Genomic DNA, 25985 nt, shown 5'->3' on the forward strand with positions numbered 1-25985 from the left:
GACCCACCATGCCCAAACGTACCGACCTAAAATCCATCCTTATCATCGGCGCCGGCCCTATCGTTATCGGTCAGGCCTGCGAATTTGACTATTCGGGCGCACAGGCCTGCAAAGCCTTGCGTGAAGAAGGCTATAAAGTCATTCTGGTGAATTCCAACCCCGCCACCATCATGACCGACCCTGAAATGGCGGATGTTACCTACATCGAGCCGATTATGTGGCAGACGGTGGAGAAGATTATCGCCAAGGAGCGTCCTGACGCGATTCTGCCGACGATGGGCGGTCAGACCGCGCTGAACTGTGCGCTGGATTTGGCGCGCAACGGCGTGCTGGCGAAATACAACGTCGAGCTGATCGGTGCGACGGAAGATGCCATCGACAAGGCGGAAGACCGCGGCCGCTTTAAAGAAGCGATGGAAAAGATCGGTTTGTCTTGCCCGAAATCTTTTGTCTGCCACACAATGAACGAAGCTTTGGCGGCGCAAGAACAGGTCGGCTTCCCTACCCTGATTCGTCCTTCTTTCACCATGGGCGGTTCGGGCGGCGGCATTGCCTACAATAAAGACGAGTTTTTGGCGATTTGCGAACGCGGTTTCGATGCGTCGCCCACGCACGAGCTGTTGATTGAGCAGTCCGTTCTCGGCTGGAAAGAGTACGAGATGGAAGTGGTGCGCGATAAGAACGACAACTGCATCATCATCTGCTCGATTGAAAACTTCGACCCGATGGGCGTGCATACAGGCGACTCGATTACGGTTGCGCCGGCGCAAACGCTGACGGACAAGGAATACCAAATCATGCGCAACGCTTCGTTGGCAGTGTTGCGTGAAATCGGCGTGGATACCGGCGGCTCAAACGTTCAGTTTGCAGTAAACCCTGAAAACGGCGAGATGATTGTGATTGAGATGAACCCGCGCGTGAGCCGTTCGTCCGCGCTGGCTTCCAAAGCGACGGGCTTCCCGATTGCGAAAGTGGCGGCGAAGCTGGCTGTCGGCTTTACGCTGGACGAGTTGCGCAACGACATTACCGGCGGCCGCACGCCCGCGTCGTTCGAGCCTTCCATCGACTATGTCGTGACCAAAATCCCGCGTTTCGCGTTTGAAAAATTCCCCGCCGCAGACGACCGCCTGACCACGCAGATGAAATCGGTGGGCGAAGTGATGGCGATGGGCCGCACCATTCAAGAAAGTTTCCAAAAAGCCCTGCGCGGCTTGGAAACGGGCTTGTGCGGCTTCAATCCGAGAAGCTCCGACAAAGCGGAAATCCGCCGCGAACTGGCAAACCCCGGCCCCGAACGTATGCTGTTTGTGGCAGACGCATTCCGCGCGGGCTTCACGCTGGAAGAAATCCACGAAATCTGCGCCATCGACCCTTGGTTCCTGGCGCAAATCGAAGACTTGATGAAGGAAGAAAAAGCGGTTTCAGACGGCATTTTGAGTGATTTGGATTTCGCCGCCCTACGCCGTCTGAAACGCAAAGGCTTCTCCGACAAACGTTTGGCACAATTGTTGAACGTAAGCGAAAAAGAAGTTCGCGAACACCGCTACGCGCTGAAGCTGCATCCGGTTTACAAACGCGTCGACACCTGCGCCGCCGAGTTCGCCACCGAAACCGCCTACCTCTACTCCACTTACGAAGAGGAATGCGAAGCGCGTCCTTCCGACCGTAAAAAAGTGATGATTCTCGGCGGCGGCCCGAACCGCATCGGTCAGGGCATCGAGTTTGACTATTGCTGCGTTCACGCCGCGCTCGCCCTGCGCGAATCGGGCTTTGAAACCATCATGGTCAACTGCAACCCCGAAACCGTGTCCACCGACTTCGACACCAGCGACCGCCTCTATTTCGAGCCGCTGACATTGGAAGACGTGTTGGAAATCGTCCGCACCGAAAACCCGTGGGGCGTGATTGTGCATTACGGCGGTCAAACCCCGCTGAAACTCGCCAACGCATTGGTTGAAAACGGCGTAAACATCATCGGCACGTCCGCCGACAGCATCGACGCCGCCGAAGACCGCGAACGCTTCCAAAAAGTGTTGAACGACTTAGGCCTGCGCCAACCGCCCAACCGCATCGCCCACAACGAAGAAGAAGCCCTCGTGAGAGCCGAAGAAATCGGCTATCCGTTGGTCGTGCGTCCGTCTTATGTTTTGGGCGGGCGTGCGATGCAGATTGTCCACTCCGCCGAAGCCTTGCAAAAATATATGCGCGAAGCCGTGCAGGTTTCCGAAGACAGCCCCGTGTTGCTCGATTTCTTCCTGAACAACGCGATTGAAGTGGATGTAGACTGCGTTTCAGACGGCAAAGACGTGGTTATCGGCGGCATTATGCAGCACGTCGAACAGGCAGGCATCCACTCGGGCGACTCCGGCTGCTCGCTGCCGCCCTATTCCTTAAGCGAAGAAATCCAAGACGAAATCCGCCGCCAAACCAAAGCGATGGCGTACGCGCTTGGCGTGGTCGGACTGATGAACGTGCAGTTTGCCGTGCAGGACGGCGTGGTGTTCGTATTGGAAGTGAACCCGCGCGCCAGCCGTACCGTGCCTTTCGTCTCCAAAGCCACCGGCGTGCCGCTCGCCAAAGTCGGCGCACGCTGTATGGCAGGCATTTCCCTGAAAGAACAAGGCGTGGAAAAAGAAGTCGTCCCCGATTTCTATGCCGTTAAAGAGGCCGTGTTCCCCTTCATCAAATTCCCGGGCGTGGATACGATTTTGGGACCGGAAATGCGCTCCACCGGCGAAGTGATGGGCGTGGGCGCAAGTTTCGGCGAAGCCTACTACAAAGCCCAACTCGGCGCGGGCGAACGCCTCAACACGACCGGCAAAATCTTCCTCTCCGTGCGCGAAGAAGACAAAGAACGCGTCATTAAAACCGCTAAAAACTTCCAAGTTTTAGGCTACGGCATCTGCGCCACGCGCGGCACGGCGCAATACCTGACCGAACATGGGCTGATTGTGCAGACCATCAATAAAGTCCCCGAAGGCCGCCCGCACATCGGCGACGCACTGAAAAACGGTGAAATCGCACTGGTCGTGAATACCGTTTCCAGCGATCCGCAATCCGTGTCCGACAGCCACATCATCCGCCAAAGCGCATTGCAGCAACGTGTGCCGCAATACACCACCACTGCCGGCGGCGAAGCGATGAGCGAAGGCGCGAAAAGCCGGGAGCACTTGGGCGTGTACAGCGTACAGGAATTGCATGGCCGTCTGAAAAACAAAGCCTAATCAATCCTAGCGGATTGAAATAGCTAAAAGGCCGTCTGAAACCTGATTGCTCAGTTTCAGACGGCCTTTCTGCAAAATAAGGAAAACGTAATGAAACCAACTATTCAAGAAAAACTGACTCAAATTTCACTTGCCGAACCACTGTATTTTCTGCTGGCGGCGGAGAGCGGAAGCCGCGCATGGGGCTTTGCTTCGCCCGACAGCGATTATGACGTTCGCGCCATTTATATCCGCCCGCAAGAACATTATCTGCAAATCGATGAAGCAAAAGATACGTTTGAATTTATTGAAAACCAATGGTTTGACGTAGGCGGCTGGGACATCCGTAAGGCTTTGCGCCTGTTGAGAAAAAGTAATGCCGTATTACTGGAGTGGCTGCGTTCGCCGATTGTTTATACACAAGATGAGGCATTCATAGGCCGTCTGAACGAACTTGCGCCCCAATACGTCCAAGCCGCCGCGTTGTTGCACCATTATCGCGGTATCGCCGGCAATGCTGTGAAAGCCATAGATTTGGCGCAGCCGATTAAATTGAAAAAATGGTTTTACGTCTTACGCCCTTTATTGGCGGCACGCTGGGCAGTGAAACAAGGCGGTATTCCGCCAATGACTTTGGTTGAGTTGATGAATGGGTGGCAGACAGATTGTGCTACCCAAATTACTGATTTGGTTGCATTAAAAGCGGAGCAGAACGAAAGTTATCTGCACACATTATCGCCAGAGCTGCAAAAGCTGACTGTTGACCTATATAACGAAGTTTCTGCCTTGTCTGCCCCTGCTGCCGAACCTGCCGATAGCGGGCCTTTGAACGAATTGTTCCGTTCCACCTTGGCAACTATTTATCCGTAAAAGGCCGTCTGAATATGCTGACCCTCGAAGACTTGCACACGCAAAATCTGATTCTGCTTGAAGCCGTGTCCGGCAGCCGCGCCTACGGTTTGGCAACGCCCGAGTCCGATACCGACATCAAAGGTGTGTTTTACCTGCCCAAATCCATGTTTTACGGCATGGAGTACATCCCACAAATCAGCAATGAAACCAACGATATTGTGTATTACGAACTGGGACGGTTTATCGAATTGCTGCTGCAAAGCAATCCGAACACGCTGGAGCTGCTGGCCTCCCCTTCCGACTGTGTACGATACCGTTCGCCATTGATGGATGCGTTTAAAACCGAATGGTTTATCTCCAAAACCTGCCAGCAAAGTTTTGCAGGCTATGCCTACGGACAAATCAAAAAAGCACGGGGATTGAATAAAAAAATCAGCAATCCGATGCCGTCTGAAAAGAAAAACATCCTTGATTTCTGCCACATCATAGAAGGCAGGCAAACCGTACCGTTACAGTGCTGGCTTGCACAACGCGAAATGGAGCAAAGGCGTGCAGGCTTAATCAAAATAGCCCACGCCCGAGAACTTTATGCGCTGTTTTACGATGCCGACGGCACGATGGGCTACCACGGTATTGCACCCAAACCCGAAGCCACAACGCTTTCACTCAGCCCCATTCCAGAAGGTGAAACACCGCTTGCCCATCTGTCCTTCAACCAAGACGGATACAGCAGCTACTGCCGCGAATATGCCTCTTATCAACAATGGCTGACAGAACGTAACGAAACACGCTATCAAGGAACGCAGGCGCACGGTCAAGGTTACGATGCAAAAAATATGATGCACACCTTCCGCCTGCTTGAAACCGCACGCGATATTGCCCTTCATGGCGAAATCCGTCCACGCCGTCCCAATCGTGACGAATTGCTGGCCATCAAGCGCGGTTCTTTTCCTTACGATGAACTGTTGGCGCGTGCAGAAACCTTAATTAACGAAGTAGAAAATTTGTTCGCCCAGTCCGATCTGCCGGAAGCTGTAAACAGCACTTTGGCAATCAATGCCCTCATCGAAATCCGAACCAAGATTTACGGATAAGAAAATCAAAAACAGAGGCCGTCTGAAATGATGTGTTTCTGCTTTTCAGACGGCCTTTTCATATTTCAAATTCCAACCGTCTGTCCATCAAAACAACCTTTTCTGCCATCTCCCAACAAGCAATAGCAACATGAAATATAATTTCGTTATTGATTGGATTCATACGACAAAATTGTTGTTTTTTCATCATAATCCAAAAATATCGAGTTTAACGCCTATTCTCCTTGCTTTATAATGGCCGTCTGAAATAAAAATACAATTAAAGCAGAAGCATGTCTTTGCAACTTAAGCAGATTTACATAATTAAACATATGCTTTAATTATAATAATGATAGAATAATACGGCTTTCCTCTAAATTAAAGGGAGAACTGCACAAGAAACGGAAAATAAAATGAGTGTCGGATTATTGCGCGTTTTGGTTCAAAGCCAAACCATCTCAAATCAACAAGCGGAACATTACAACAGCCTTTTACAATCGGGAAAAGAAATCCTGCCCAACCTGTTTTCAGACGGCATCATCTCCCCCAAAGCTCTGGGAGAGTTGGTTGCTCGCGTATTCAGCTACCCCCTTTTGGATTTGCACTACTACCCGCGCAATAATGTAGTCAGCGACATTCTGACGGAAGAGCAAATGGTGCAAAACCGTTGCATTCCGATTTTCAAACGCGGACGCAAGGTTTATTTCGCCGTATCCGATCCGACCCAAATCCAAAACTTTCAAAAAATCGCTTTGGCTTCAGATTTAAGTGTCGACTTGGTAGTAGTTCCAGACGACCAGCTCAGCTCATTGCTGGAATGGCTGGGCCAACGTTCGACCACTATTCTGAAAGAAATCAACGACGAACATGAAGCAATGCAGCAATCGCAATCGCTTTATATCGACAATGAAGAGGCTGAAGACGGCCCTATCCCCCGTTTCATCCACAAAACCTTATCCGATGCCCTGAACGCGGGCGCATCAGACATCCACTTTGAATTCTACGAGCAAATGGCGCGCGTTCGTTTCCGTGTAGACGGGCAATTGCGTGAAGTCGTACAGCCGCCTGTCGCCGTGCGCGGCCAGTTGACATCGCGTATCAAAGTGATGGCGCGTTTGGATATTTCTGAAAAACGTATTCCGCAAGACGGCAGAATTCAAATTGCCTTCCATAAACACGGCCGTCCGATTGACTTCCGTGTCAGCACGTTGCCAACATTGTTTGGCGAAAAAGTGGTAATGCGTATCTTGAATTCGGATGCGGCTTCGCTGAATATCGATCAACTCGGTTTTGAGCCGTTTCAAAAAGAGATGTTGCTTGAAGCCATTCACCGTCCGTACGGTATGGTGTTGGTTACCGGTCCGACAGGATCGGGTAAAACGGTAACGCTTTATACCAGTCTGAATATCCTGAATACAGAAGACGTTAATATTTCTACCGCCGAAGACCCGGCCGAGATTAATTTGCCGGGTATCAATCAGGTTAACGTCAACGATAAACAGGGCCTGACTTTTGCCGCCGCGCTAAAATCGTTCCTGCGCCAAGACCCCGACATCATCATGGTGGGCGAGATTCGTGATTTGGAAACAGCCGATATTGCGATTAAAGCGGCACAGACAGGACATATGGTGTTTTCGACGCTGCATACTAATAATGCTCCGGCGACTTTGTCGCGTATGCTGAACATGGGTGTCGCACCGTTCAATATCGCCAGTTCCGTCAGCCTGATAATCGCCCAACGTCTGTTGCGCCGTCTGTGTCCGAAGTGCAAAACGCCGATGGAGCGGCCTCCCGAAGCGGCCTTGCTTAAAGCGGGGTTTACCAAAGAAGACTTGGCTAAGGATTGGACGATGTACCGTGCCGTTGGCTGCGACAGTTGCAGGGGCAAGGGGTACAAAGGCCGTGCCGGGGTATATGAAGTCATGCCGGTCAGCGATGAAATGCAAAAAGTCATTATGAACAACGGTACGGAAATTGATATCATGAACATGGCCTATCAGGAAGGCATGGTAGACTTGCGTCGCGCCGGCCTCATGAAAGTCATGCAAGGACTGACCTCGTTGGAAGAAGTGACTGCTCATACCAATGACTAAACTGCCATATTTTCGAAAATTAAAATAAAGCGGCACGGGAAAACAGTCCGCTTTATTTCTTACTAACAAGGAATAACACATGGCTCAAGCAGAGCAAAAAAGAAGTCTGTTCGGCTCAAGAAGCAAAGGCAAGCGTTTTACATTTGAAGGAAAAAATACCGAGACCGAACGTCTTGTCCGTGGTGAAGTAGTTGCCAAAGACGAAGAAGAAGTACGCAAAAAACTCCAACGCAGAGGCATTCGTCCTTTGCGTATCAGCAAAGTTAAAACCGCACGCAAACGCCGTATTACCCAAGAAGACATTACAGTGTTCACCCGCCAACTGGCAACGATGATGAAGGCAGGCTTACCCCTGATGCAGGCTTTTGAAATCGTTGCGCGCGGCCACTCCAATCCGAGCATGACCGAAATGCTGACGCAGATTCGCTCCGATGTCGAACAAGGCAGCGCATTGGGTAAATCGTTCTCCAAATATCCAAAATATTTCGACCGCTTTTATTGCAATCTGGTCAGCGCAGGCGAGTCCGGCGGCGTATTGGAAAGCCTATTGGACAAACTGGCTGTCTATAAAGAAAAAACCCAAGCCATTAAGAAAAAAGTTAAAACCGCACTGACCTACCCGATTGCCATTATCGTGGTGGCGATTGCGCTTATCTTCATCATGATGATGTTTGTACTGCCTGCCTTTAAAGAAGTTTATGCCAATATGGGGGCAGAGCTGCCAAGCCTTACCCAACTTGTCATGAGCTTATCCGATTTATTCGTCGACTATGGCTGGATTATGATCATCCTTTTGATTGCTTCTGCCTTCGGCCTGTACAAACTCCATGAAAAATCGCCTACCTTCCAAAAACGAATCGATGCTTTGATTTTGAGACTCCCTGTTTTTGGCACCATCGTCCGTAAAGCGACCATTGCCCGTTGGGCGCGTACGACTTCCACACTCTTCGCAGCCGGCGTTCCTTTGGTGGAAGTATTAGATTCAGTTGCAGGCGCATCCGGCAATATTCTCTATGAAGAAGCTACTCAAGACATCCGCGCCAAGGTAGCACAAGGCCTGTCGCTGACATTCAGTATGCAAAGTACGGATATGTTCCCCAATATGGTGATCCAAATGGCGGCCATCGGCGAAGAGTCAGGCTCTTTGGACGATATGCTGAACAAAGCCGCCGAATTCTACGAAGATGAAGTAGACAACTCCGTCTCCCAATTGTCTCACTTGATGGAGCCTATCATCATGGTGGTATTGGGCTCACTCATCGGTATCTTGCTGACTGCCATGTATCTGCCGTTGTTTAACTTGGGTAATGTCGTAGGTTGATATGCTTGATAGTATTTACTCTGCCATCGACGTCCTCTCCGTTCTTGCGCCATTCGCTATTCCTTTAGCCGTTATTTTGGGATTGCTGATTGGCAGCTTTCTGAACGTTGTCATTTATCGTACACCGATAATGATGGAACGCGAATGGACACAATTTTCTAAAGAGCATTTGGGCATCGAGCTGACAGATGAAGAAAAACAGCCATTTAATCTGCGCAAACCGGATTCACGCTGCCCAAAATGCAAAAGCCCAGTCAAACCTTGGCAAAACATCCCCATCCTCAGCTATGTTTTACTGGGCGGGAAATGCCACTCCTGCAAAACCGCGATCGGCATACGCTATCCGCTGATCGAGCTACTGACAGGCGTCTTATTCGGTATTGTCGCATGGCAATACGGCTGGTCATGGGCGACTATTGGCGGATTAATTTTGACTGCCATACTGATTGCGCTGACCTTTATCGATGCCGATACACAATATTTGCCCGACAGCCTGACTCAGCCCCTAATCTGGATCGGCCTGCTGTTTAATCTGAATGACACATTCGTGTCCCTGCATTCAGCCGTTTGGGGCGCAATCGCAGGCTATATGAGCCTTTATACTTTATGCGCCGTCTATAAACTTCTGACCGGTAAAATCGGCATGGGCAATGGCGACTTCAAACTTTTGGCCGCGCTTGGTGCATGGCTGGGTGTAGGAATTTTGCCTGTTCTGGTATTCATGGCTGCCTTAGTCGGACTGGTGGGCGCACTCATTGCCCGCGTCAGTAAAGGTCAATATTTTGCTTTTGGTCCCAGCCTTGCTGTGGCAGGATGGATTATTTTGGTTGCCAATGCACCTATTACCCAACTGGTACAATGGTGGCTCGTACAATCAGGATTCCGATAATGACATTATGGATAGGCTTGACCGGCGGTATCGGTAGCGGCAAATCATCTATTGCCCAAATGTTTGCCGAACTTGGCGTACCCATTGTCGATGCCGATGCCATCAGCCGTTCACTGACCGCTGAAAACGGTGAAGCCCTTCCTTCTATCCGTCTGCTTTTCGGCGATGAGGTTTTTGACCATGAAGGCCGTCTGAATCGTATCACTTTACGGGAAGAAGTTTTCAGACGGCCTCAATCCAAAAAACAACTGGAAAACCTGCTTCTGCCATTAATCTTAAACAAAATCCAACAGCAGAAACAAAAACTTGCCTCATCTACTTACGGCATTGTCGATGTACCGCTTTTGATTGAGAATCCGGCATTTAAAGCGGAGACCGACCGTATTTTGGTTGTAGATGTTCCGGAGTCCGTCCAAATCGAACGCGTACATCAACGCAACGGTTTTTCAGAAGAGCAGACGCGTCAAATCATGGCCACCCAAGCTTCTCGATGTGACAGACTACTGCATGCCGACGATGTATTGGACAATACCCATAACATGGAAGAAGCAAAAATCAAGGTTGCCCGTTTGCATCAATACTATCAATCCATTGCACAATCACCGAAAGAAACTGCATGACCGCTCCTGTTGTAAAATGTCCAACCTGCCACAAAGAAGTCGTTTGGAACACCGACAGCCCCTACCGCCCTTTCTGCAGCAAACGGTGCAAACTCATTGATTTAGGCGAATGGGCACAAGAAAAATACACCGTTTCTTCGGAAGACGACCCCTTTTCAGACCTGTTGGACGGCAAATAAACTGCGCCGCTTGCTTCAGCCTATCCAAAACAGGCTCAAAACAGTAAAATACCCTCTTTATTCCAATCTATTCCATCCACCATGCTCACCTTCCAACAAATTATTTTCAAATTACAAAACTACTGGGCAGACAAAGGCTGTACCATTATCCAACCTTTCGATATGGAAGTCGGTGCCGGCACTTCACATCCAGCCACCTGCCTGCGCGCGTTAGGCCCAGAGCCTTGGTTTGCCGCTTACGTTCAACCCAGCCGCCGCCCCAAAGACGGCCGCTATGGCGACAACCCTAACCGCCTGCAACACTACTATCAATTCCAAGTTGCGCTCAAACCTGCGCCAGCCAATATTCAAGACCTCTATCTCGATTCCCTGCGCGAATTGGGTATCGACCCTAAAGTACACGATATTCGTTTTGTCGAAGACGACTGGGAAAACCCTACTCTTGGCGCTTGGGGCTTGGGTTGGGAAGTTTGGCTCAACGGCATGGAAGTAACCCAATTCACCTACTTCCAACAAGTCGGCGGTATCGACTGCTCCCCCGTGCTCGGTGAAATCACGTACGGTATTGAGCGTCTCGCCATGTATTTGCAAGGCGTGGAAAACGTGTACGACCTCGTTTGGGCAAAAACCCTTGATGGCAACATCGTCACTTACGGCGACGTTTATCATCAAAACGAAGTCGAACAATCCACCTACAACTTCGAATACAGCGATGCCGATTGGCTCTTGCGCCAATTCAACGACTATGAAGAACAAGCCAAACGCCTGCTTGCAGTTGAAGACACTAGTCTTGCCCTGCCTGCTTACGAGCTTGTACTCAAAGCCGGCCACACGTTCAACCTCTTAGATGCACGCGGCGCCATTTCTGTTACCGAACGCGCAACCTACATCGGCCGCATTCGTGCATTGAGCCGTATCGTTGCACAAAAATTCGTTGAAAGCCGCGAGAAACTGGGCTTCCCATTGCTTAAAAACCAATAAGCCTGCACATGCTTACCACCACGCCGCCCTTTGATACATTCAAGTGGCGGCGTTTCTATTTTCAGACGGCCTTGAGTCGATGCCATTGCAAACACTTCCAGTCTGCTTTCAGGTAAAATAAGCCCTTTATTACATAAACCGTCTGAAAACATGAGTTCATCCTCTTCTGCAAAAATTCCCTTTTTCTTACTTTCCCTCGTTGCCATCATTCTTGACCAACTGAGCAAATGGGAAATTTTGAAACACTTTACCGAAGGCGAACGCCTCAATATCATTCCAGACTTCTTTGACCTGACACTTGCCTATAATCCAGGTGCAGCATTCAGCTTTTTGGCCGACCAAGGCGGCTGGCAGAAATTCTTCTTTTTAGGTCTGGCCGTCGTTATCAGCCTGTATTTGGCCCGTGCCATTTTGCGTGATGAGTTTGGCCGCTGGGGTAAACTGGGGGCTGCCATGATTATCGGTGGCGCGATTGGCAATGTGGTTGACCGTCTGATTCACGGCCACGTTGTCGATTTTCTGCTTTTCTATTGGCAAAACTGGTTCTACCCCGCATTTAACATTGCCGACAGCTTTATCTGCGTTGGCGCAGTTTGCTTGGTATTAGATGGTTTGCTGCACAAAAAAACACCTTCAAACGACACAAAGGCCGTCTGAAAACGGAACACACATGACTCAAAAAACCATTATCCTTGCCAATCCCCGCGGCTTCTGTGCCGGCGTTGACCGTGCCATCAGCATTGTTGAACGTGCACTCGAAGAATTCGGCGCGCCCATTTACGTCCGCCATGAAGTCGTTCACAACAAATTCGTCGTGGACAATCTGCGAGCAAAAGGTGCCGTCTTTGTCGATGACTTGGCGGATGTACCCAAGGGGGCCACGCTGATTTACTCTGCTCACGGCGTATCCAAAGCCGTACAGGAAGAAGCGGTGCAACGTGGTTTCCGCATTTTTGATGCCACCTGCCCTTTGGTAACCAAAGTCCATAAAGAAGTAGCCCGCCTCGATGAGCAAGATTACGAAATCATTATGATCGGCCATAAAGGCCACGTCGAAGTAGAAGGTACAATGGGACAATTGCCTCCGGGTAAAATGTTTCTGGTTGAGACAGTGGAAGATGTGGCCGGACTGAACGTCAAAAATCCTGATAAGCTTGCCTATGTGAGCCAAACCACTTTATCGGTGGATGAAACCAAAGACATTATTGCGGCCTTAAACCAACGCTTCCCCAATATCCGCAATCCGCACAAAGAAGACATCTGCTACGCCACAACCAACCGCCAAACTGCCGTTAAAGAATTGGCGGAAGAATGCGACCTCGTGATTGTTGTCGGCTCGCCCAACTCTTCCAACAGCAACCGCTTGCGTGAAGTAGCCGCATTGCGAGGAGTTGATGCCTATATGGTCGATAATGCTTCCTATCTGAAAAAAGAATGGTTTGAAAACAAAACCAAGGTTGGTGTAACTGCCGGTGCATCTGCGCCCGAAGTCTTGGTTCGAGAAGTCTTACAAACCATTCAAGATTGGGGACACGAGACCATACGCGAAGGAGAAGGCGCAGAAGAAAGCATTGTATTTGTCTTGCCTAAAGAGTTGCGTCGTGAGGGCGAAAACAAGCAAATCCTAAATAAAGGGTAAGTTTGTTATTTGCTTTATTTGAACTTAAGGCCGTCTGAAAATTTTCAGACGGCCTTAAGTTTATTTTGCTAATAAAAAAGACCTGCCTTAAAAGCAGGTCTTTTCATACATGATCCTGATTATTTCTCAGAAGTATGTTGCTGACGGCGCAAGATAGCAGGAATTTCAAAGTCATCCAGTACAGACTGGTTGCTGAAATCAGCCGCAGTCAGATTCATAGAACGGATATTGCGGTTGGTACGAACCAAGCTTTCAGCACTGCTTTGGCTTTGAGCTTGAGGCGCTTCTTCCGCACCGCGTACCAATTGTTGGGTACGGGCAGCAGCACGCAGTTGGTTGTCAGTACCGTTTTCTTTCAAGCCGGTAGCAATAATGGTAATACGGATAGCGTCTTCGCTCATGCTCTCGTCTTCGGCAGCACCAAATTTGCATTCCACTTCAGGGTGTGCATTTTGGTTGACGATACGCATAATCTCGTTGAACTCAGACATTTTCAGGCAACCAGGAGCAGTGGTAATGTTTACCAATACACCGCGTGCGCCATCCAAAGTAACGTTATCCAAGAGCGGGCTGGAGATAGCTTGGTCGGTGGCCAAACGGGCACGGTCGATACCTTGCGCGAAACCTGAACCCATCATGGCGATACCACGATTGCTCATCACGGTTTTCACGTCGGCAAAGTCCAAGTTGATCATGTCGCTCGGGCAAGTCACCACTTCGGAAATACCGGCAACCGCGTCACGCAATACATTGTCGGCCGCACGGAAAGCTTCACGCATGGTCACGTCTTCACCCAAGGCAGTCATCAATTTGTCGTTCGGGATAATAATCAGGGAGTCAACGCGCTCTTTGAGCTGATCCAAGCCTGCTTGAGCGATGTGTACGCGTTTGCCTTCGTAAGCAAACGGACGGGTTACAACTGCAACGGTCAGGATACCCATTTCTTTAGCGATTTCAGCCACAACAGGAGCAGAGCCGGTACCTGTACCGCCACCCATACCGGTAGTGATAAACAACATGTTTGCACCACGGATGGCATCTTCGATGGCTTCGCGATCTTCTTGAGCAGCGGCACGGCCGATTTCAGGATTTGCACCGGCACCCAAACCGCGAGTCAGGTTTGTACCCAATTGAATGCGTTTAGCCGCATTGTTTTTAGCCAATGATTGCGCATCGGTATTGGCACTGATGAACTCAACACCATGAATAGTGTTGGCAACCATGTTGTTGATGGCATTACAGCCGCCGCCACCCAAACCGATAACTTTGATAACAGCAGGGCTTGTTGCTGATTCTGCTACGTCGTAAACAAATTCCATTCAATAATCCTCCGCGCCCCGCTTTATAAGGACGGTTCAAAAATAACTCATTATCCGTATTATATAAGAAGTATCCAGATACTGGCAAAAATCTTCTCACCATTCGGCTGTCGGCGTTATATTTTTACTACATTTTTTAACAGAAAATATACAAGTTTTAAATTACCCACTTGGCAATTATTTAAAACCGTTTAATTTCACTTAAATATTCAGGACAAACGGTTGCCACACCGCCTGTCCTGAAAACTTTTATCAGAAATTGTCTCTGAAGAATCTTTGGATTTTTTCCCACAGACCCATTTTTTTGCCTGAATCATTCAGTGCAATCGCACCAGTTCGGCTGGTTTGCTCACCCTCTTCGGCAGCATAGGCCGTCTGAAGCAGGCCAATCGCTGTTGAATAGCGTGGATTGCGGATACGCTCGGATACGCCGCCCATTTCTTGTGGAACACCAATACGCGCCGGCAGGTTGAAGACTTCTTCAGCCAACTCAACAATACCGGTCAACATAGAAGCACCGCCGGTCAAAACGATACCGGAAGTCAGCACTTCTTCAGGGAAGCCAGAACGGCGCAATTCGTTCAGCGTCAATTCCAAAATCTCTTCTACACGCGGGCCGATGATTTCAGCCAATACGCGGCGTGAAATTTGACGTGATTGACGGTCGCCAACGCTAGGAACTTCAATCATTTCATCCAAGCCGTCCATAGTCGGAATGGCGGCACCGTAATGGATTTTGATGTACTCGGCGGCACTGTGCGGCGTACGCAGGGCTTGTGCCAAGTCTTTGGTAATCAAATCGCCGGCAACGGGAATAACCGCAGTATGGCGGATTGCACCATTGGTATAAACCGCGATGTCGGTTGTACCGCCACCGATATCGATGACGCACACACCCAAATCTTTTTCGTCTTCAGTCAAAACGGCGTGACCGCTTGCCAAAGGCTGAAGCATGATTTGATCCATTTGCAGGCCGCAACGTTGGATACATTTTTGGATATTTTGCAAAGCAGTGTTCGCACCGGTAATGATGTGTACACGGGTATCCAAACGTACGCCGCTCATGCCGATAGGCTCTTTCACACCGGGTTGGTTGTCGATGATGTACTCTTGAACCACGGTATGCAAGATATTGTGATCAGGCGGAATATTGATGGCTTTGGCCGTTTCGATGGCACGATCGATGTCGGCTTGCGATACTTCGCCATCTTTAATTTTGACCACGCCTTGTGAATTCAGGCTGCGGATATGGTTACCGGCAATACCGGTGACGACGTGGGAAATTTTGGTATCTGCCATCAGCTCGGCATCTTCCACCGCCTGACGAATGGCTTGCGCAGTGGCGTCAATGTTGGTCACCATACCTGCACGCAGACCGCGTGAAGGGCTTTGACCCAAGCCAACAATGTGGATTTCGTTATCTTCCCGAATCTCGCCGATTAAGGCGATGACCTTGGACGTACCAATGTCTAAGGCACTAATATATTTATTTTGTTGTTGTTCCATAATTGCTCGTTCGCTATGTTGTCTGACTGACGGTTTGATTATTTTTGAAACAAGATTGCTTCACGTCTAATCGGCTATTCACTGTCGGAAGGGTTTTCAGACGGCCGGTAACGGACTGAAAAACCATCCTTATAACGCATATCGACATACTCGATACGACTTTGTTTTTTACGCAGCAGCGATGGCCAAATCTGGGCAAACTGCTGCAAACGTTTGATTTCGTTTTCACGCCCCAATCGCACGGTAATGCCGTTGTTCAATACAAGCAGCCATGCCGAACGCGGCGTGTAGATCAATTCTTTGATGGTCAGTTTCAACGGACTCAAAACACCGGAAAAGTCCGCATAATGTTTGACCATGTCTTTGCCTGTCCCCTGCTGCCCTTCAAATATAGGCAGGTCCTGTTTCAGGCTTGCGGCAAACACATTGCCCTTACTGTCCACCAAGCCGCCAGCGCGCCAGTGTGCAACCGGCACACGCTCGGTCAGGATAATTTCTACGGTTTCCGGAAAACGGCGGCGTACCATTGCCGAGTCAATCCAAGGCAATTCCTGAAAAGCGGCCTGCGCCGAATCAATATCGGCGCGGAACATATTACCCCTGATATGCTCTCGTGCAACAGTTTGCAATTCTTTGTTGGAAGCATATTTCAGCTTACCCTGAATGGCAATCTGTTTCACAGGGAAATATTTTGAATTGTAAAGCCAAGCTATGCCCGAACCTATCAGCAGAAAGGTCATCAGCACCAATAGCCGGCGGGTCAACCGACCCAGTGCGCCTGCATCATCCCACATGAGCGGTCTTCAAAATCTCAATACATAAATCAGTAAAATCCACGCCGGTATGGCCTGCAGATTTTGGCACCAAACTGTGGCTGGTCATACCGGGCAAGGTATTGATTTCTAAGAGATACAGTTTACCATCCATATCTTTCAGAAAGTCCACGCGCGAACAGCCGTCCGCACCAATCGCCTGCGCACCACGCACGGCCAGTTCGCGCATCAGGTTTTCCTCCGCCTCGCTCAAATCTTCCGACGGACATTGATACACCGTATCGTCACGGTTGTATTTAGCCTCGTAGTCATAAAACTCGGCAGCCGGAATAATATGAATGCTCGGCAGGCCTTTGCCATTCAATACCGGGCAAGAATACTCGCCGCCGCCGATAAAGCGTTCGGCAATGATTTCGCCCTGCAAGTGTTTCAATTCTTCGTAAACGCTTTTCAGACGGCCTTTTTCTTTTACTTTTACCACGCCGACGCTGCTGCCTTCTGAGGCAGGTTTCACAAACATCGGCAGGCCCAATTTTTCTTCAACGGCATCAAAGTCGCTGTCGTCATGCAATACGGCAAACTCAGGAACAGGCAAGCCCACAGCCTGCCAAATCAGTTTGCAGCGGTATTTGTCCATACCCAGCGCAGAAGCGGCTACACCGCTGCCGGTGTAAGGAATACCCATCAGTTCCAACGCGCCTTGAATCGCGCCATCTTCGCCGAAAGTGCCGTGCAGAATATTGAAGGCCGTCTGAAAACCTTGTGTTTTCAACTCAGACAACGGGGTTTCTTTGGGGTCGAACGCATGGGCATCGACGCCTTTGCTTTTCAAGGCAGCCAAAATAGCGGCGCCGCTGTCCAGCGACACTTCGCGCTCGCTGGAGAAGCCACCCATCAACACGGCCACTTTGCCAAAATTCTGCATAATTTCTACTTTCTTAAATACTGATACAGGCCGTCTGAATATTGTTCAGACGACCTATCTGTCCTCAAAGGCCAATATGCCTGTTTATTATGATTGTTTCGACAACTCCACCAATGCAGACGGAACGCGGTTGATACTGCCCGCGCCCATATTCAGCACGATGTCGCCGTCCTGCAAAACGTTCAACAGCATTTCAGGCAAATCGGCGACGTTTTCGCAGTAAATCGGCTCGAGCTTGCCCAATACGCGGATGGCGCGCGCTAGGGCGCGGGAGTCGGCGGCGGCAATCGGCTCTTCGCCGGCGGCATAAACTTCGGTCAACACCAGCGCGTCAACGGTATTGAGGACTTTGGTAAAGTCTTCAAACAAATCGCGTGTGCGGGTATAGCGGTGCGGCTGGAAGGCAAGCACCAAGCGTTTTTCAGGGTATGCACCGCGTGCGGCGGAAAGGGTTGCCGCCATTTCGACAGGATGGTGGCCATAATCGTCCACCAGCAAAGCAGTTCCGCCGTTTGGCAATTTGATGTCGCCATATTTTTGGAAGCGGCGGCCGACACCTTCAAAGCCGAGCAAGCCTTTTTGGATCGCTTCAACCGATGCGCCAACTTCCAGCGCAACGCCGATAGCCGCCAACGCATTGAGGACGTTGTGGCGGCCGGGCATATTCAAAACAACTTCAAACGGTTCTTGCTCATGTCCTTTCATTTGAACATGAACGGTAAATTTCATTTGCGCGCCAACGTTTTCAATATCGGTTGCGTAGATATCGGCAGTATCGTCCAAGCCGTAAGTAGCATAAGGCTCGCTCACTTTTGGCAAAATCGCGCGGACGTGTTCGCTGTCGATACACAAGAAGGCCTTACCGTAAAACGGCATACGGTGGATGAAATCCACAAATGCCTGATGCAGTTTCTCAACGCTGTGTCCGTAAGTGTCCATATGGTCTTCGTCGATATTGGTCACGACGGACATAATCGGCGTCAGATACAGGAAAGAAGCATCGGATTCGTCGGCTTCGGCAACAATGTATTCGCCTTTACCCAAACGGGCGTTGGTACCAGCGGCGTTGAGCTTGCCGCCGATAACGAAAGTCGGGTCAAGTCCTGCCGCGCCGAGAATAGAAGCGGTCAGGCTGGTGGTTGTGGTTTTGCCGTGCGTACCGGCAATGGCGATACCATCGCGGAAGCGCATCAATTCTGCCAACATCAACGCGCGCGGAATCACGGGAATCTGCTGTTCCAACGCGGCAACAACTTCAGGATTGTCTTTTTTGACGGCAGTAGAAGTAACAACCACGTCGGCACCGTTGACGTGTTCGGCAGTATGACCGGGGTAAACTTGGATGCCGAGAGCACTCAAATGCTCGGTAACGGCATTACGCGCCTGATCCGAACCGGAAACTTTAAAGCCCAAATTGTGTAAAACTTCGGCAATACCGCTCATGCCGACGCCGCCGATTCCGACAAAATGGATGTTGGTAACTCGATTTTTCATCATAACGTTGCGTTCCGGTTGGTTTTTAGTGCGTAAAGGCGTTATTTTAAAGGGCTATCCGCTTCTGCGCTATGCTTTTATTGTAAAGGAATTTTAACAAAAGCAATGAAGGCTGTCTGAAACGCCGTTAATCAACTTTTCAGACGGCCTTTAATCGAAGTCTGCCTGCTTATTCAGTACAGGATATGGCAATTTCCGCCACATCGTCCGCACTGTGCGGCAACGCCAGCGTACGGGCATTTTTCGCCCATTTCAGGCATTTTTCACGGTTCAAGCCGCCAAGTATTTCGGCCAGTTTTTCTGCCGTCAGTTGAGTTTGCGGCAGCAGCAAACCCGCTTCGGCCTGAACCATAAAACGCGCATTGGCTGTTTGATGGTCGTCCACTGCGTGCGGATACGGCACCAACAACGCGCCCAAACCGGCAGCCGTCAACTCGGCAATTGTCAGCGCGCCGGCACGGCAAATCACCAAATCGGCATCACGGTAGGCCGACACCATATCGGTAATAAATTCGACACACTCGGCCTGCACACCCAACGCATCGTAATCCGCCTGCAGGTTGCCCAATTTATTGCGGCCGGACTGATGATACATTTGCGGACGGGCTGCCTCAGGCAATAATGCCAAAGCCTGCGGAACGGTTTTGTTCAACACATCCGCACCCAAACTACCGCCCACCACCAAAACTTTCAGACGGCCTTGACGGTTTTCAAAGCGTTCTTCAGGAACAGGCAATGCCGCAATATCGGCACGGACAGGGTTACCCACCAATCCGCCTTCATGGTGAAAGGCTTTCGGGAAAGCATACAGAACACGTTTTGCCCAACGCGACAGTTGGCGGTTGGACAACCCGGCTACGGCGTTTTGCTCATGAATCACAATCGGCACACCGGAAATTTTTGCCGCCAAGCCGCCGGGGAAAGTAACGAAACCGCCAAAACCGATAACGCACTCGACACGGTGTTTCTTAATAATCTGCTGCGCGGCTCGGACAGTTTTATACAGCGTAAACGGCAACATCAGCTTGCGCTTAATGCCGTTGCCGCGGATGCCTTTAATGGCCAGCGTTTCCAAGCGTATGCCGTATTGCGGCACGATACGCTCTTCCATCGAATCCTGACTGCCCAACCAAATCACATGATGGCCGCGCTTTTGCAGCGACTCGGCAACCGCCAATGCAGGGAAAATATGACCGCCCGTACCGCCGGCCATCAGCATAAAAGTTTTACCGCTCATGGTTTTACTCCACCGAATAACCGCGCATTTTTTGGCGGTTTTCATAATCAATGCGCAATAACAAAGTAACGCACACCAGCATGATAAAGACAGCCGAACCGCCGTAAGACATAAACGGCAAAGTCAGGCCTTTAGTAGGCAGGATACCGATATTTACACCGATATTGAAGAAACTTTGAATACCAATCCAAATACCGATACCGTTGGCAATATACGCGCTGAACATTAAGCCCGAATCACGCGCCTGCTTGCCGATGGAAAACGCGCGCCACACCAGCCAGCCGTAGCAGAACACCAAAACCAGCATCCCGACAAAGCCAAATTCTTCACCGATGACGGCAAAAATAAAGTCCGTATGCGCTTCAGGCAGGTAGAAACGTTTTTCTAAACTCGCACCCAAGCCTTCGCCAAACCAGCCACCGCGCGCAATCGCCATCAAGGAATGCGTCAGCTGATAGCCTTTACCCAAAGGATCGCTCCAAGGGTCCAAAAACGCTGCCACACGCGCCATACGGTAAGGCGCAGCCAAAATCAACAAGCCCATACCGCTCACAACGGTTGCCACCAATACGGCAAAATATTTCCACGGAAAGCCTGCCAAAAACAGCATACCCATGGTAATCACAACAATCACAACAAACGAGCCAAAGTCCGGCTGGCCCATAATCAAAACCAAACCGAACGCCACCAACATAATCGCCAGAATCAAGGTCTTAAACTTACGGAAGCGTTCCTTTACCCTTACCCAAGCTTCACTTTTAAAGGGGCTGCACACCAAATCGCCAATACCGGTAAACAAAGACGACCAACCCAAAGAATCCAAATCACGCAACATTTCTTCACGGCGCGTAAACAGGCTGGACAAATACAAGACCGTCGCCAATTTGAAAAATTCAGTCGGTTGCAAGTTGAGCGGTCCGATATGAATCCAGCGCGTCGCGCCGTTAATCTCACGGCCGACAAACAATACCAGCAACAACAGCAAACCCGAAACAGCAAAATAAAATGGAATAATCCGCCGCCAGAAGCTCATCTTCAGTAGGAAAAGCGGCAAGCATATGGCCACCGTAAACAGGATAAACATTGCCTGCTTAGACACAAAAGAAAACTGGCTGCCCCCTTCCGATGCCGCATACGCAATAGAAGCCGAATAAATCATAATCAGGCTGAAGACCGTCATTAAGACGACCATCCACAAGAGAGAAACATCAAACTTCCGACCATCGCGCGCAATCGGCCGGTCAAGCATTTTGGAAAGACTAATCATGAAAACATCCGTAACGGCTTGAATAAAATATTCAGACGGCCTGCTAATGGGCAAGAGGCCGTCTGAAAAAATGAATTAACGTTATTTTAAAGGTTTATTTCCAAACCAACAATTCAGAATCTTTAAAGATGCCGGATTCCGACGTTCTTTGCGCCCTCCCCTACCCTTTGATACCGGCAAAAGGCCGTCTGAAAACGCTTTTATGTTCTCAGACGGCCTTGTATAAATTTTTTCTTCAGAAAAATAGGCTACTTTTTATCCAATACAAACCCTAAGCCAACTGCGGTATTTCCACCCACGGCTGTATCTGTTCCAACTGCGCTGCAAGGCGGAGCAGCGTGTCTTCGCGTCCGTGAGCGGCGGCAAACTGAGTACCGACGGGCAGCCCGTTATGCCGGTAAAGCGGCACGCTCATGGCGGGGTTGCCGCTCATGTTCAGCGGCGACGTATAACCGACGTATTGCAGCGCGGCGGCGGCTTCTTTTTCTAAAAACGGGTTGTTTTTCAACAGAAAACCCAAGCGCAGCGTGCCGAACAGCAGGCGCATGGCTTTTTGTGCGGCGGGCGGCGGCATCATCTCGCCGATTTTCGGCGTAGTGCGCGGGCAGACAGGTGTCATCAACACGTCGTAGCGCGTGAAAAATGCTTTGGCGGCACGCTCCTGCGCCAGCATCACGTCGCGCGCCCAAGCCATTTCGCCCGCACTGATTTGCCGCCCCTGCACAATCATTGCCCACGTTGTCGGCTCAAGCAGGCGGTGCGGCAGTTTTTGCCCGGTTTCGTATTGATATTGGTAGAACAGTTTTGCCGTTTCGCCCATGACGATGATGCGGGCGGCTCGGTTGAGCTGTTCGGGCGGCGCGAAATCGGGCGTGGCTTCTTCCAATTCGTGTCCCGCGTCTTGCATCAGTTTCAAACTATGGGCAAACGCGGCTTCCGTGCCTTCGTCGTTGCCGCCGCCAAACCATGCCTGTTTCCAAAAAGCGATTTTCAGACGACCTGTTTCTAGTTTCAGGCTGTCTGCAAAACCGTTTTCGGGCGGCGGCGGGCAGGCATACAGGGCGCGGGCTTGGGTTTGGGCGGCGATGTCCAGCAAAACCGCGCTGTCGCGCACGCTGCGGGTCAACACATGGTCGCATACCAAACCCTGCCACGCCTCCGATGCGTTCGGCGCGTAACTGCTGCGGCCGCGCGTGGGTTTCAGCCCGAACACGCCGCAGTTGTGCGCGGGTACACGGATGGAACCGCCACCGTCGCTGCCGTGCGCTGCGGGTACGACTCCCGAAGCCACTGCTACCGCTGCGCCTCCGCTGCTGCCGCCCGCGGTGTAGTCCAAATTCCACGGATTGCGCGTGATGCCGTAAATTTCGGTTTCTGTAACGGGATACGCACCCCATTCGGGAGTAGTGGTTTTGCCGAACACGCGCAGCCCCACATCGAGATAGGCTTGGGTCAAATCGCTGTTTTGTTTGGCAATGTAATGCTGCATCATGCGCGAACCCGACCATGTAGGCGCGCCTTCCCAATCCGCCAGCAGGTCTTTGAGCAAAAACGGCACGCCCGCCAGCGGCGTATCGGCATTTTCAGACGGCCACTGCCACGCCGCCGCGCGTTCGCGCAAATCGTGCGCCAACAGATTGAGCTTGGGATTGACTTCGTCCAAGCGGTTTAAAGCAGCCTGCAACACTTCATCGGCGGACACTTCTTTTTTGCGGATCAGCTCTGCCAAACCGACGGCATCGTAACGGATGTAGTCTTGAAAATTCATTGGTTTTCCTTTCGGATTGATGAACACACGTTTTTTCGGTCAGGCATGGCTGCCCGCCGCCTCGCCGTTTGCCCGCATAGGCAATTTTTATAGTGGATTAAATTTAAACCAGTACGGCGTTGCCTCGCCTTGCCGTACTATCTGTACTGTCTGCGGCTTCGTCTCCTTGTCCTGATTTAAATTTAATCCACTATTTAATCCACTATAAGAAACAGTAGCACCGTATAAAGGAAAGGAACAAGTTTGCCGTTGCTGCAAAAAGGTCGTCTGAAACCGCCTTGACGTTTTCAGACGACCTTTGAGGCAATGACACACAAGGTTTACGGTAAAACCAACCCTCTTTTCATGTTTCAGACGACCTTACAAAGCCTTAAACGCTTCGATAAACACTTCCGAACGGTGCGCGTAGCCTTTAAACATATCGAAACTCGCGCAGGCGGGGCTGAGCAGCACGATATCGCCCGCTTCGGCTCGGGCGTATGCCGTCTGAACCGCTTCTTCCAAAGTGGCACAGTCGGTCATATTCAGACCGCAGCCGTCCAAATCGCGGCGGATTTGCGGCGCATCGACACCAATCAGGAACACGCCTTTTGCCTTATCCTTCAACGCGTCGCGCAGGGGCGTGAAGTCCTGCCCTTTGCCCATACCGCCTAAAATCACGAAGAGCGGATTTTGCAAACCGGCAATCGCAGCAGCGGTTGCGCCAACGTTCGTGCCTTTGCTGTCGTCGATGAACACCACGCCGTTTTTCTCGCCGATTTTTTCCACGCGGTGCGGCAGGCCTTGGAAGGTTTTGACGTGTTCGAGCAATGCTTCGCGCTGCAAACCGACAGCTTCGCACAAGGCAACGGCAGCCATGACGTTGGCGGCGTTGTGCAAGCCTTGTAACGGAATGTTTTGCGTGGCAATCAAATCTTCATCGTCTTGTTTCAGGCGGCCTGTCTCACGTTCCAACCAAAAATCAGCTTCGTGTTCCAACGAAAACCATTTCACCTCGCGCCCGGCACGCTTCATGGCGCGGCAAAACACATCGTCTGAATTCAAAACCTGCACGCCATCGCCACGGAAAATCTTGGCTTTGGTATGCGCGTAGTCGAGCAAGTCGTCGTAGCGGTCGAGATGGTCTTCGGAAATGTTCAGCACCGTCGCCGCAGTCGGGCGCAGGCTTTCGGTATTTTCCAGTTGGAAGCTGGAAAGCTCCAACACCCACACATCCGCCTTTTTGCCTTCGCGCTGCAATTCCGCCTCCAAAACCGGCGTACCGATATTGCCCGCGATGACGGTATCCAGCCCGCACTTAATGCAGAGATAGCCCACGAGGCTCGTTACCGTGGTTTTACCGTTGCTGCCGGTAATCGCGATCACCTTATCGCCACGGCGGTTCACAATGTCCGCCAGCAATTCGATGTCGCCCAACACGCGCCCGCCGTTTTGCTTGAACGCCTCGATATCCGGCTGACGCTCACTAATGCCGGGGCTGAGTGCCAAAATATCGAAACCGTTGTCCAGCGCATCTTTCAGACGGCCTGTGTAAAACACCAGTCCGTCAAACATCTTGCCGATTTGCGACACGCGCTCCGGCTTCAGCTCCGCATCATAAGCGGCAACCTCCGCGCCGTTTTTGCGCAGATAGGCAATCATGGAAATACCCGTACCGCCGAGTCCGGCGACGAGGATTTTTTTGTTTTGGAAAGTCATTTTGGTTTTGTCCTAAAACAAATCATATTGAGTAGGAAGATGTCCGCTCCTGCTCAAGCCGCTTTCAGACGGCATCGCGGGCTGTTCAATAACCCGCCTTCAGGCGTTGGTAATTGTCGCAGCCGTCTTGGTCTCCGTTTTGACAAGCCTTACCGTACCATTCTTGGGCAAGGGCGAGGTCTTGGAGCACGCCTTGCCCTTGTTCATACATCACACCCAAATTATTTTGGGCATCGGCATACTCTTGTTCTGCAGCCTTGCGATACCACTGCACTGCCTGTGCATCGTCTTGACGGACACCTCGCCCATTGTCATACATCACACCCAAATTGAATTGGGCTCTGGCAAGCCCTTGTTCTGCAGCCTTGCGATACCACTGCACTGCCTGTGCATCGTCTTGACGGACTCCTCGCCCTTGTACATACATATCGCCCAAATAACTTTGGGCTTGAGCATCCCCTTGTTCTGCAGCCCTACGATACCACTGCACTGCCTGTGCATCGTCTTGACGGACGCCTCGCCCTTTGTAATACATCACACCCAAATTACTTTGGGCTTGGGCTAACCCTTGTTCTGCTGCCTTGCGAAACCAATGCACTGCCTGTGCATTGTCTTGACGGACTCCTTCGCCTTTGTAATACATCAGGCCCAAATCCGATTGGGCTTGGGCTAACCCTTGTTCTGCTGCCTTGCGATACCACTGCACCGCCTGTGCATCGTCTTGATGGACTCCTAGCCCTTGTGCATACGCCACACCCAAATTATATTGGGCTTCTGCAAGCCCTTGTTCTGCCGCCTTGCGATACCACTGCACCGCCTGTGCATCGTCTTGATGGACTCCTAGCCCTTGTGCATACGCCACACCCAAATTATATTGGGCTTCTGCAAGCCCTTGTTCTGCCGCCTTGCGATACCACTGCACCGCCTGTGCATAGTCTTGACGGACGCCTCGCCCATTGTCATACATAATGCCCAAATTATATTGGGCGTATGCATCCCCTTGCTCCGCAGCTTGAAGCGTTTCCCGAAAATCCGGTACGCCATCCGCCCACACCGCTTGGTTCAAGCCCAAGGCAATCAGGGCGGCTGCAAGCCATTTGGTTGTCTGTTTCATGCTTTCTCTCCTATTTCGGTGAGGGGCGGTTTTT

21 protein-coding genes are annotated in these 25985 nt (G+C 50.8%); 11 read left to right on the forward strand and 10 right to left on the reverse strand.

Going from position 1 to position 25985, the window contains the following annotated elements:
* Window positions 1-8: 8 nt before the first annotated feature.
* From carB to ispH, 11 genes are all read left to right on the forward strand, one after another.
* Complete coding sequence (carB, locus tag FAH67_RS07845) at window positions 9-3224, forward strand: carbamoyl-phosphate synthase large subunit (protein ID WP_003680276.1); 3216 nt, start codon at window positions 9-11, stop codon at window positions 3222-3224.
* A gap of 90 nt (window positions 3225-3314) precedes the next feature.
* Complete coding sequence (locus FAH67_RS07850; protein WP_003680277.1) at window positions 3315-4073, forward strand: nucleotidyltransferase domain-containing protein; 759 nt, start codon at window positions 3315-3317, stop codon at window positions 4071-4073.
* A gap of 14 nt (window positions 4074-4087) precedes the next feature.
* Window positions 4088-5149: a DNA polymerase beta superfamily protein gene (locus FAH67_RS07855; RefSeq protein ID WP_003680278.1), complete on the forward strand. Its 1062-nt coding sequence runs from the start codon at window positions 4088-4090 to the stop codon at window positions 5147-5149.
* A gap of 392 nt (window positions 5150-5541) precedes the next feature.
* Window positions 5542-7221: a type IV-A pilus assembly ATPase PilB gene (pilB, locus tag FAH67_RS07860; RefSeq protein ID WP_115287640.1), complete on the forward strand. Its 1680-nt coding sequence runs from the start codon at window positions 5542-5544 to the stop codon at window positions 7219-7221.
* A 79-nt stretch (window positions 7222-7300) separates the two neighbouring features.
* Window positions 7301-8542, forward strand: coding sequence for a type II secretion system F family protein (locus tag FAH67_RS07865; RefSeq protein ID WP_115287641.1), 1242 nt, complete (start codon window positions 7301-7303; stop codon window positions 8540-8542).
* 1 nt (window position 8543) lies between these two features.
* Complete coding sequence (locus FAH67_RS07870) at window positions 8544-9431, forward strand: prepilin peptidase (protein WP_003682471.1); 888 nt, start codon at window positions 8544-8546, stop codon at window positions 9429-9431.
* Complete coding sequence (gene coaE / locus FAH67_RS07875) at window positions 9431-10051, forward strand: dephospho-CoA kinase (RefSeq protein ID WP_003682473.1); 621 nt, start codon at window positions 9431-9433, stop codon at window positions 10049-10051. The genes FAH67_RS07870 and coaE overlap by 1 nt, the downstream gene beginning before the upstream one ends.
* A complete protein-coding gene (gene yacG, locus FAH67_RS07880) occupies window positions 10048-10230 on the forward strand; it encodes a DNA gyrase inhibitor YacG (protein WP_003682475.1) in 183 nt (60 codons plus the stop codon). Before coaE ends, yacG begins: the two co-directional genes overlap by 4 nt.
* 81 nt (window positions 10231-10311) lie before the next feature.
* Window positions 10312-11211, forward strand: a complete 900-nt coding sequence (gene glyQ, locus FAH67_RS07885; protein ID WP_003682476.1) for a glycine--tRNA ligase subunit alpha — start codon at window positions 10312-10314, stop codon at window positions 11209-11211.
* A 150-nt stretch (window positions 11212-11361) separates the two neighbouring features.
* On the forward strand, window positions 11362-11868 hold the full coding sequence (gene lspA, locus FAH67_RS07890; RefSeq protein ID WP_112890684.1) for a signal peptidase II: 507 nt from the start codon (window positions 11362-11364) through the stop codon (window positions 11866-11868).
* A gap of 13 nt (window positions 11869-11881) precedes the next feature.
* Window positions 11882-12850 (forward strand): 4-hydroxy-3-methylbut-2-enyl diphosphate reductase, encoded by a 969-nt coding sequence (ispH, locus tag FAH67_RS07895; RefSeq protein WP_039864405.1) that lies wholly within the window; start codon window positions 11882-11884, stop codon window positions 12848-12850.
* 119 nt (window positions 12851-12969) lie between these two features.
* On the opposite strand, the gene ftsZ is transcribed toward ispH, so the two are convergent.
* The 10 genes from ftsZ to FAH67_RS07950 form a co-directional block, all read right to left on the reverse strand.
* Window positions 12970-14169, reverse strand: coding sequence for a cell division protein FtsZ (gene ftsZ, locus FAH67_RS07900; protein ID WP_003682480.1), 1200 nt, complete (start codon window positions 14167-14169; stop codon window positions 12970-12972).
* A 252-nt stretch (window positions 14170-14421) separates the two neighbouring features.
* Window positions 14422-15675 (reverse strand): cell division protein FtsA, encoded by a 1254-nt coding sequence (gene ftsA, locus FAH67_RS07905; protein ID WP_003682483.1) that lies wholly within the window; start codon window positions 15673-15675, stop codon window positions 14422-14424.
* Between the two features lie 74 nt (window positions 15676-15749).
* A complete protein-coding gene (locus FAH67_RS07910; RefSeq protein WP_003682484.1) occupies window positions 15750-16469 on the reverse strand; it encodes a cell division protein FtsQ/DivIB in 720 nt (239 codons plus the stop codon).
* The gene (locus tag FAH67_RS07915; protein ID WP_003682486.1) at window positions 16459-17373 is read right to left on the reverse strand and encodes a D-alanine--D-alanine ligase; all 915 of its coding nucleotides are present in this window, start codon (window positions 17371-17373) and stop codon (window positions 16459-16461) included. Before FAH67_RS07915 ends, FAH67_RS07910 begins: the two co-directional genes overlap by 11 nt.
* 87 nt (window positions 17374-17460) lie before the next feature.
* Entirely contained in the window at window positions 17461-18870 is a 1410-nt protein-coding gene (gene murC / locus FAH67_RS07920) for a UDP-N-acetylmuramate--L-alanine ligase (RefSeq protein ID WP_167480502.1), read from the reverse strand.
* A gap of 166 nt (window positions 18871-19036) precedes the next feature.
* The gene (murG, locus tag FAH67_RS07925) at window positions 19037-20104 is read right to left on the reverse strand and encodes an undecaprenyldiphospho-muramoylpentapeptide beta-N-acetylglucosaminyltransferase (protein WP_003682493.1); all 1068 of its coding nucleotides are present in this window, start codon (window positions 20102-20104) and stop codon (window positions 19037-19039) included.
* A 4-nt stretch (window positions 20105-20108) separates the two neighbouring features.
* On the reverse strand, window positions 20109-21371 hold the full coding sequence (locus FAH67_RS07930; RefSeq protein WP_115287643.1) for an FtsW/RodA/SpoVE family cell cycle protein: 1263 nt from the start codon (window positions 21369-21371) through the stop codon (window positions 20109-20111).
* A gap of 271 nt (window positions 21372-21642) precedes the next feature.
* On the reverse strand, window positions 21643-23139 hold the full coding sequence (locus FAH67_RS07935) for an amidase (protein ID WP_003682499.1): 1497 nt from the start codon (window positions 23137-23139) through the stop codon (window positions 21643-21645).
* 360 nt (window positions 23140-23499) lie between these two features.
* Entirely contained in the window at window positions 23500-24837 is a 1338-nt protein-coding gene (murD, locus tag FAH67_RS07945; RefSeq protein WP_003682504.1) for a UDP-N-acetylmuramoyl-L-alanine--D-glutamate ligase, read from the reverse strand.
* An 85-nt stretch (window positions 24838-24922) separates the two neighbouring features.
* The gene (locus tag FAH67_RS07950) at window positions 24923-25951 is read right to left on the reverse strand and encodes an SEL1-like repeat protein (RefSeq protein WP_115287644.1); all 1029 of its coding nucleotides are present in this window, start codon (window positions 25949-25951) and stop codon (window positions 24923-24925) included.
* Window positions 25952-25985: the final 34 nt, after the last annotated feature.

The organism is Neisseria flavescens (assembly GCF_005221285.1).
GTDB classification, from domain to species: Bacteria; Pseudomonadota; Gammaproteobacteria; order Burkholderiales; family Neisseriaceae; genus Neisseria; species Neisseria flavescens.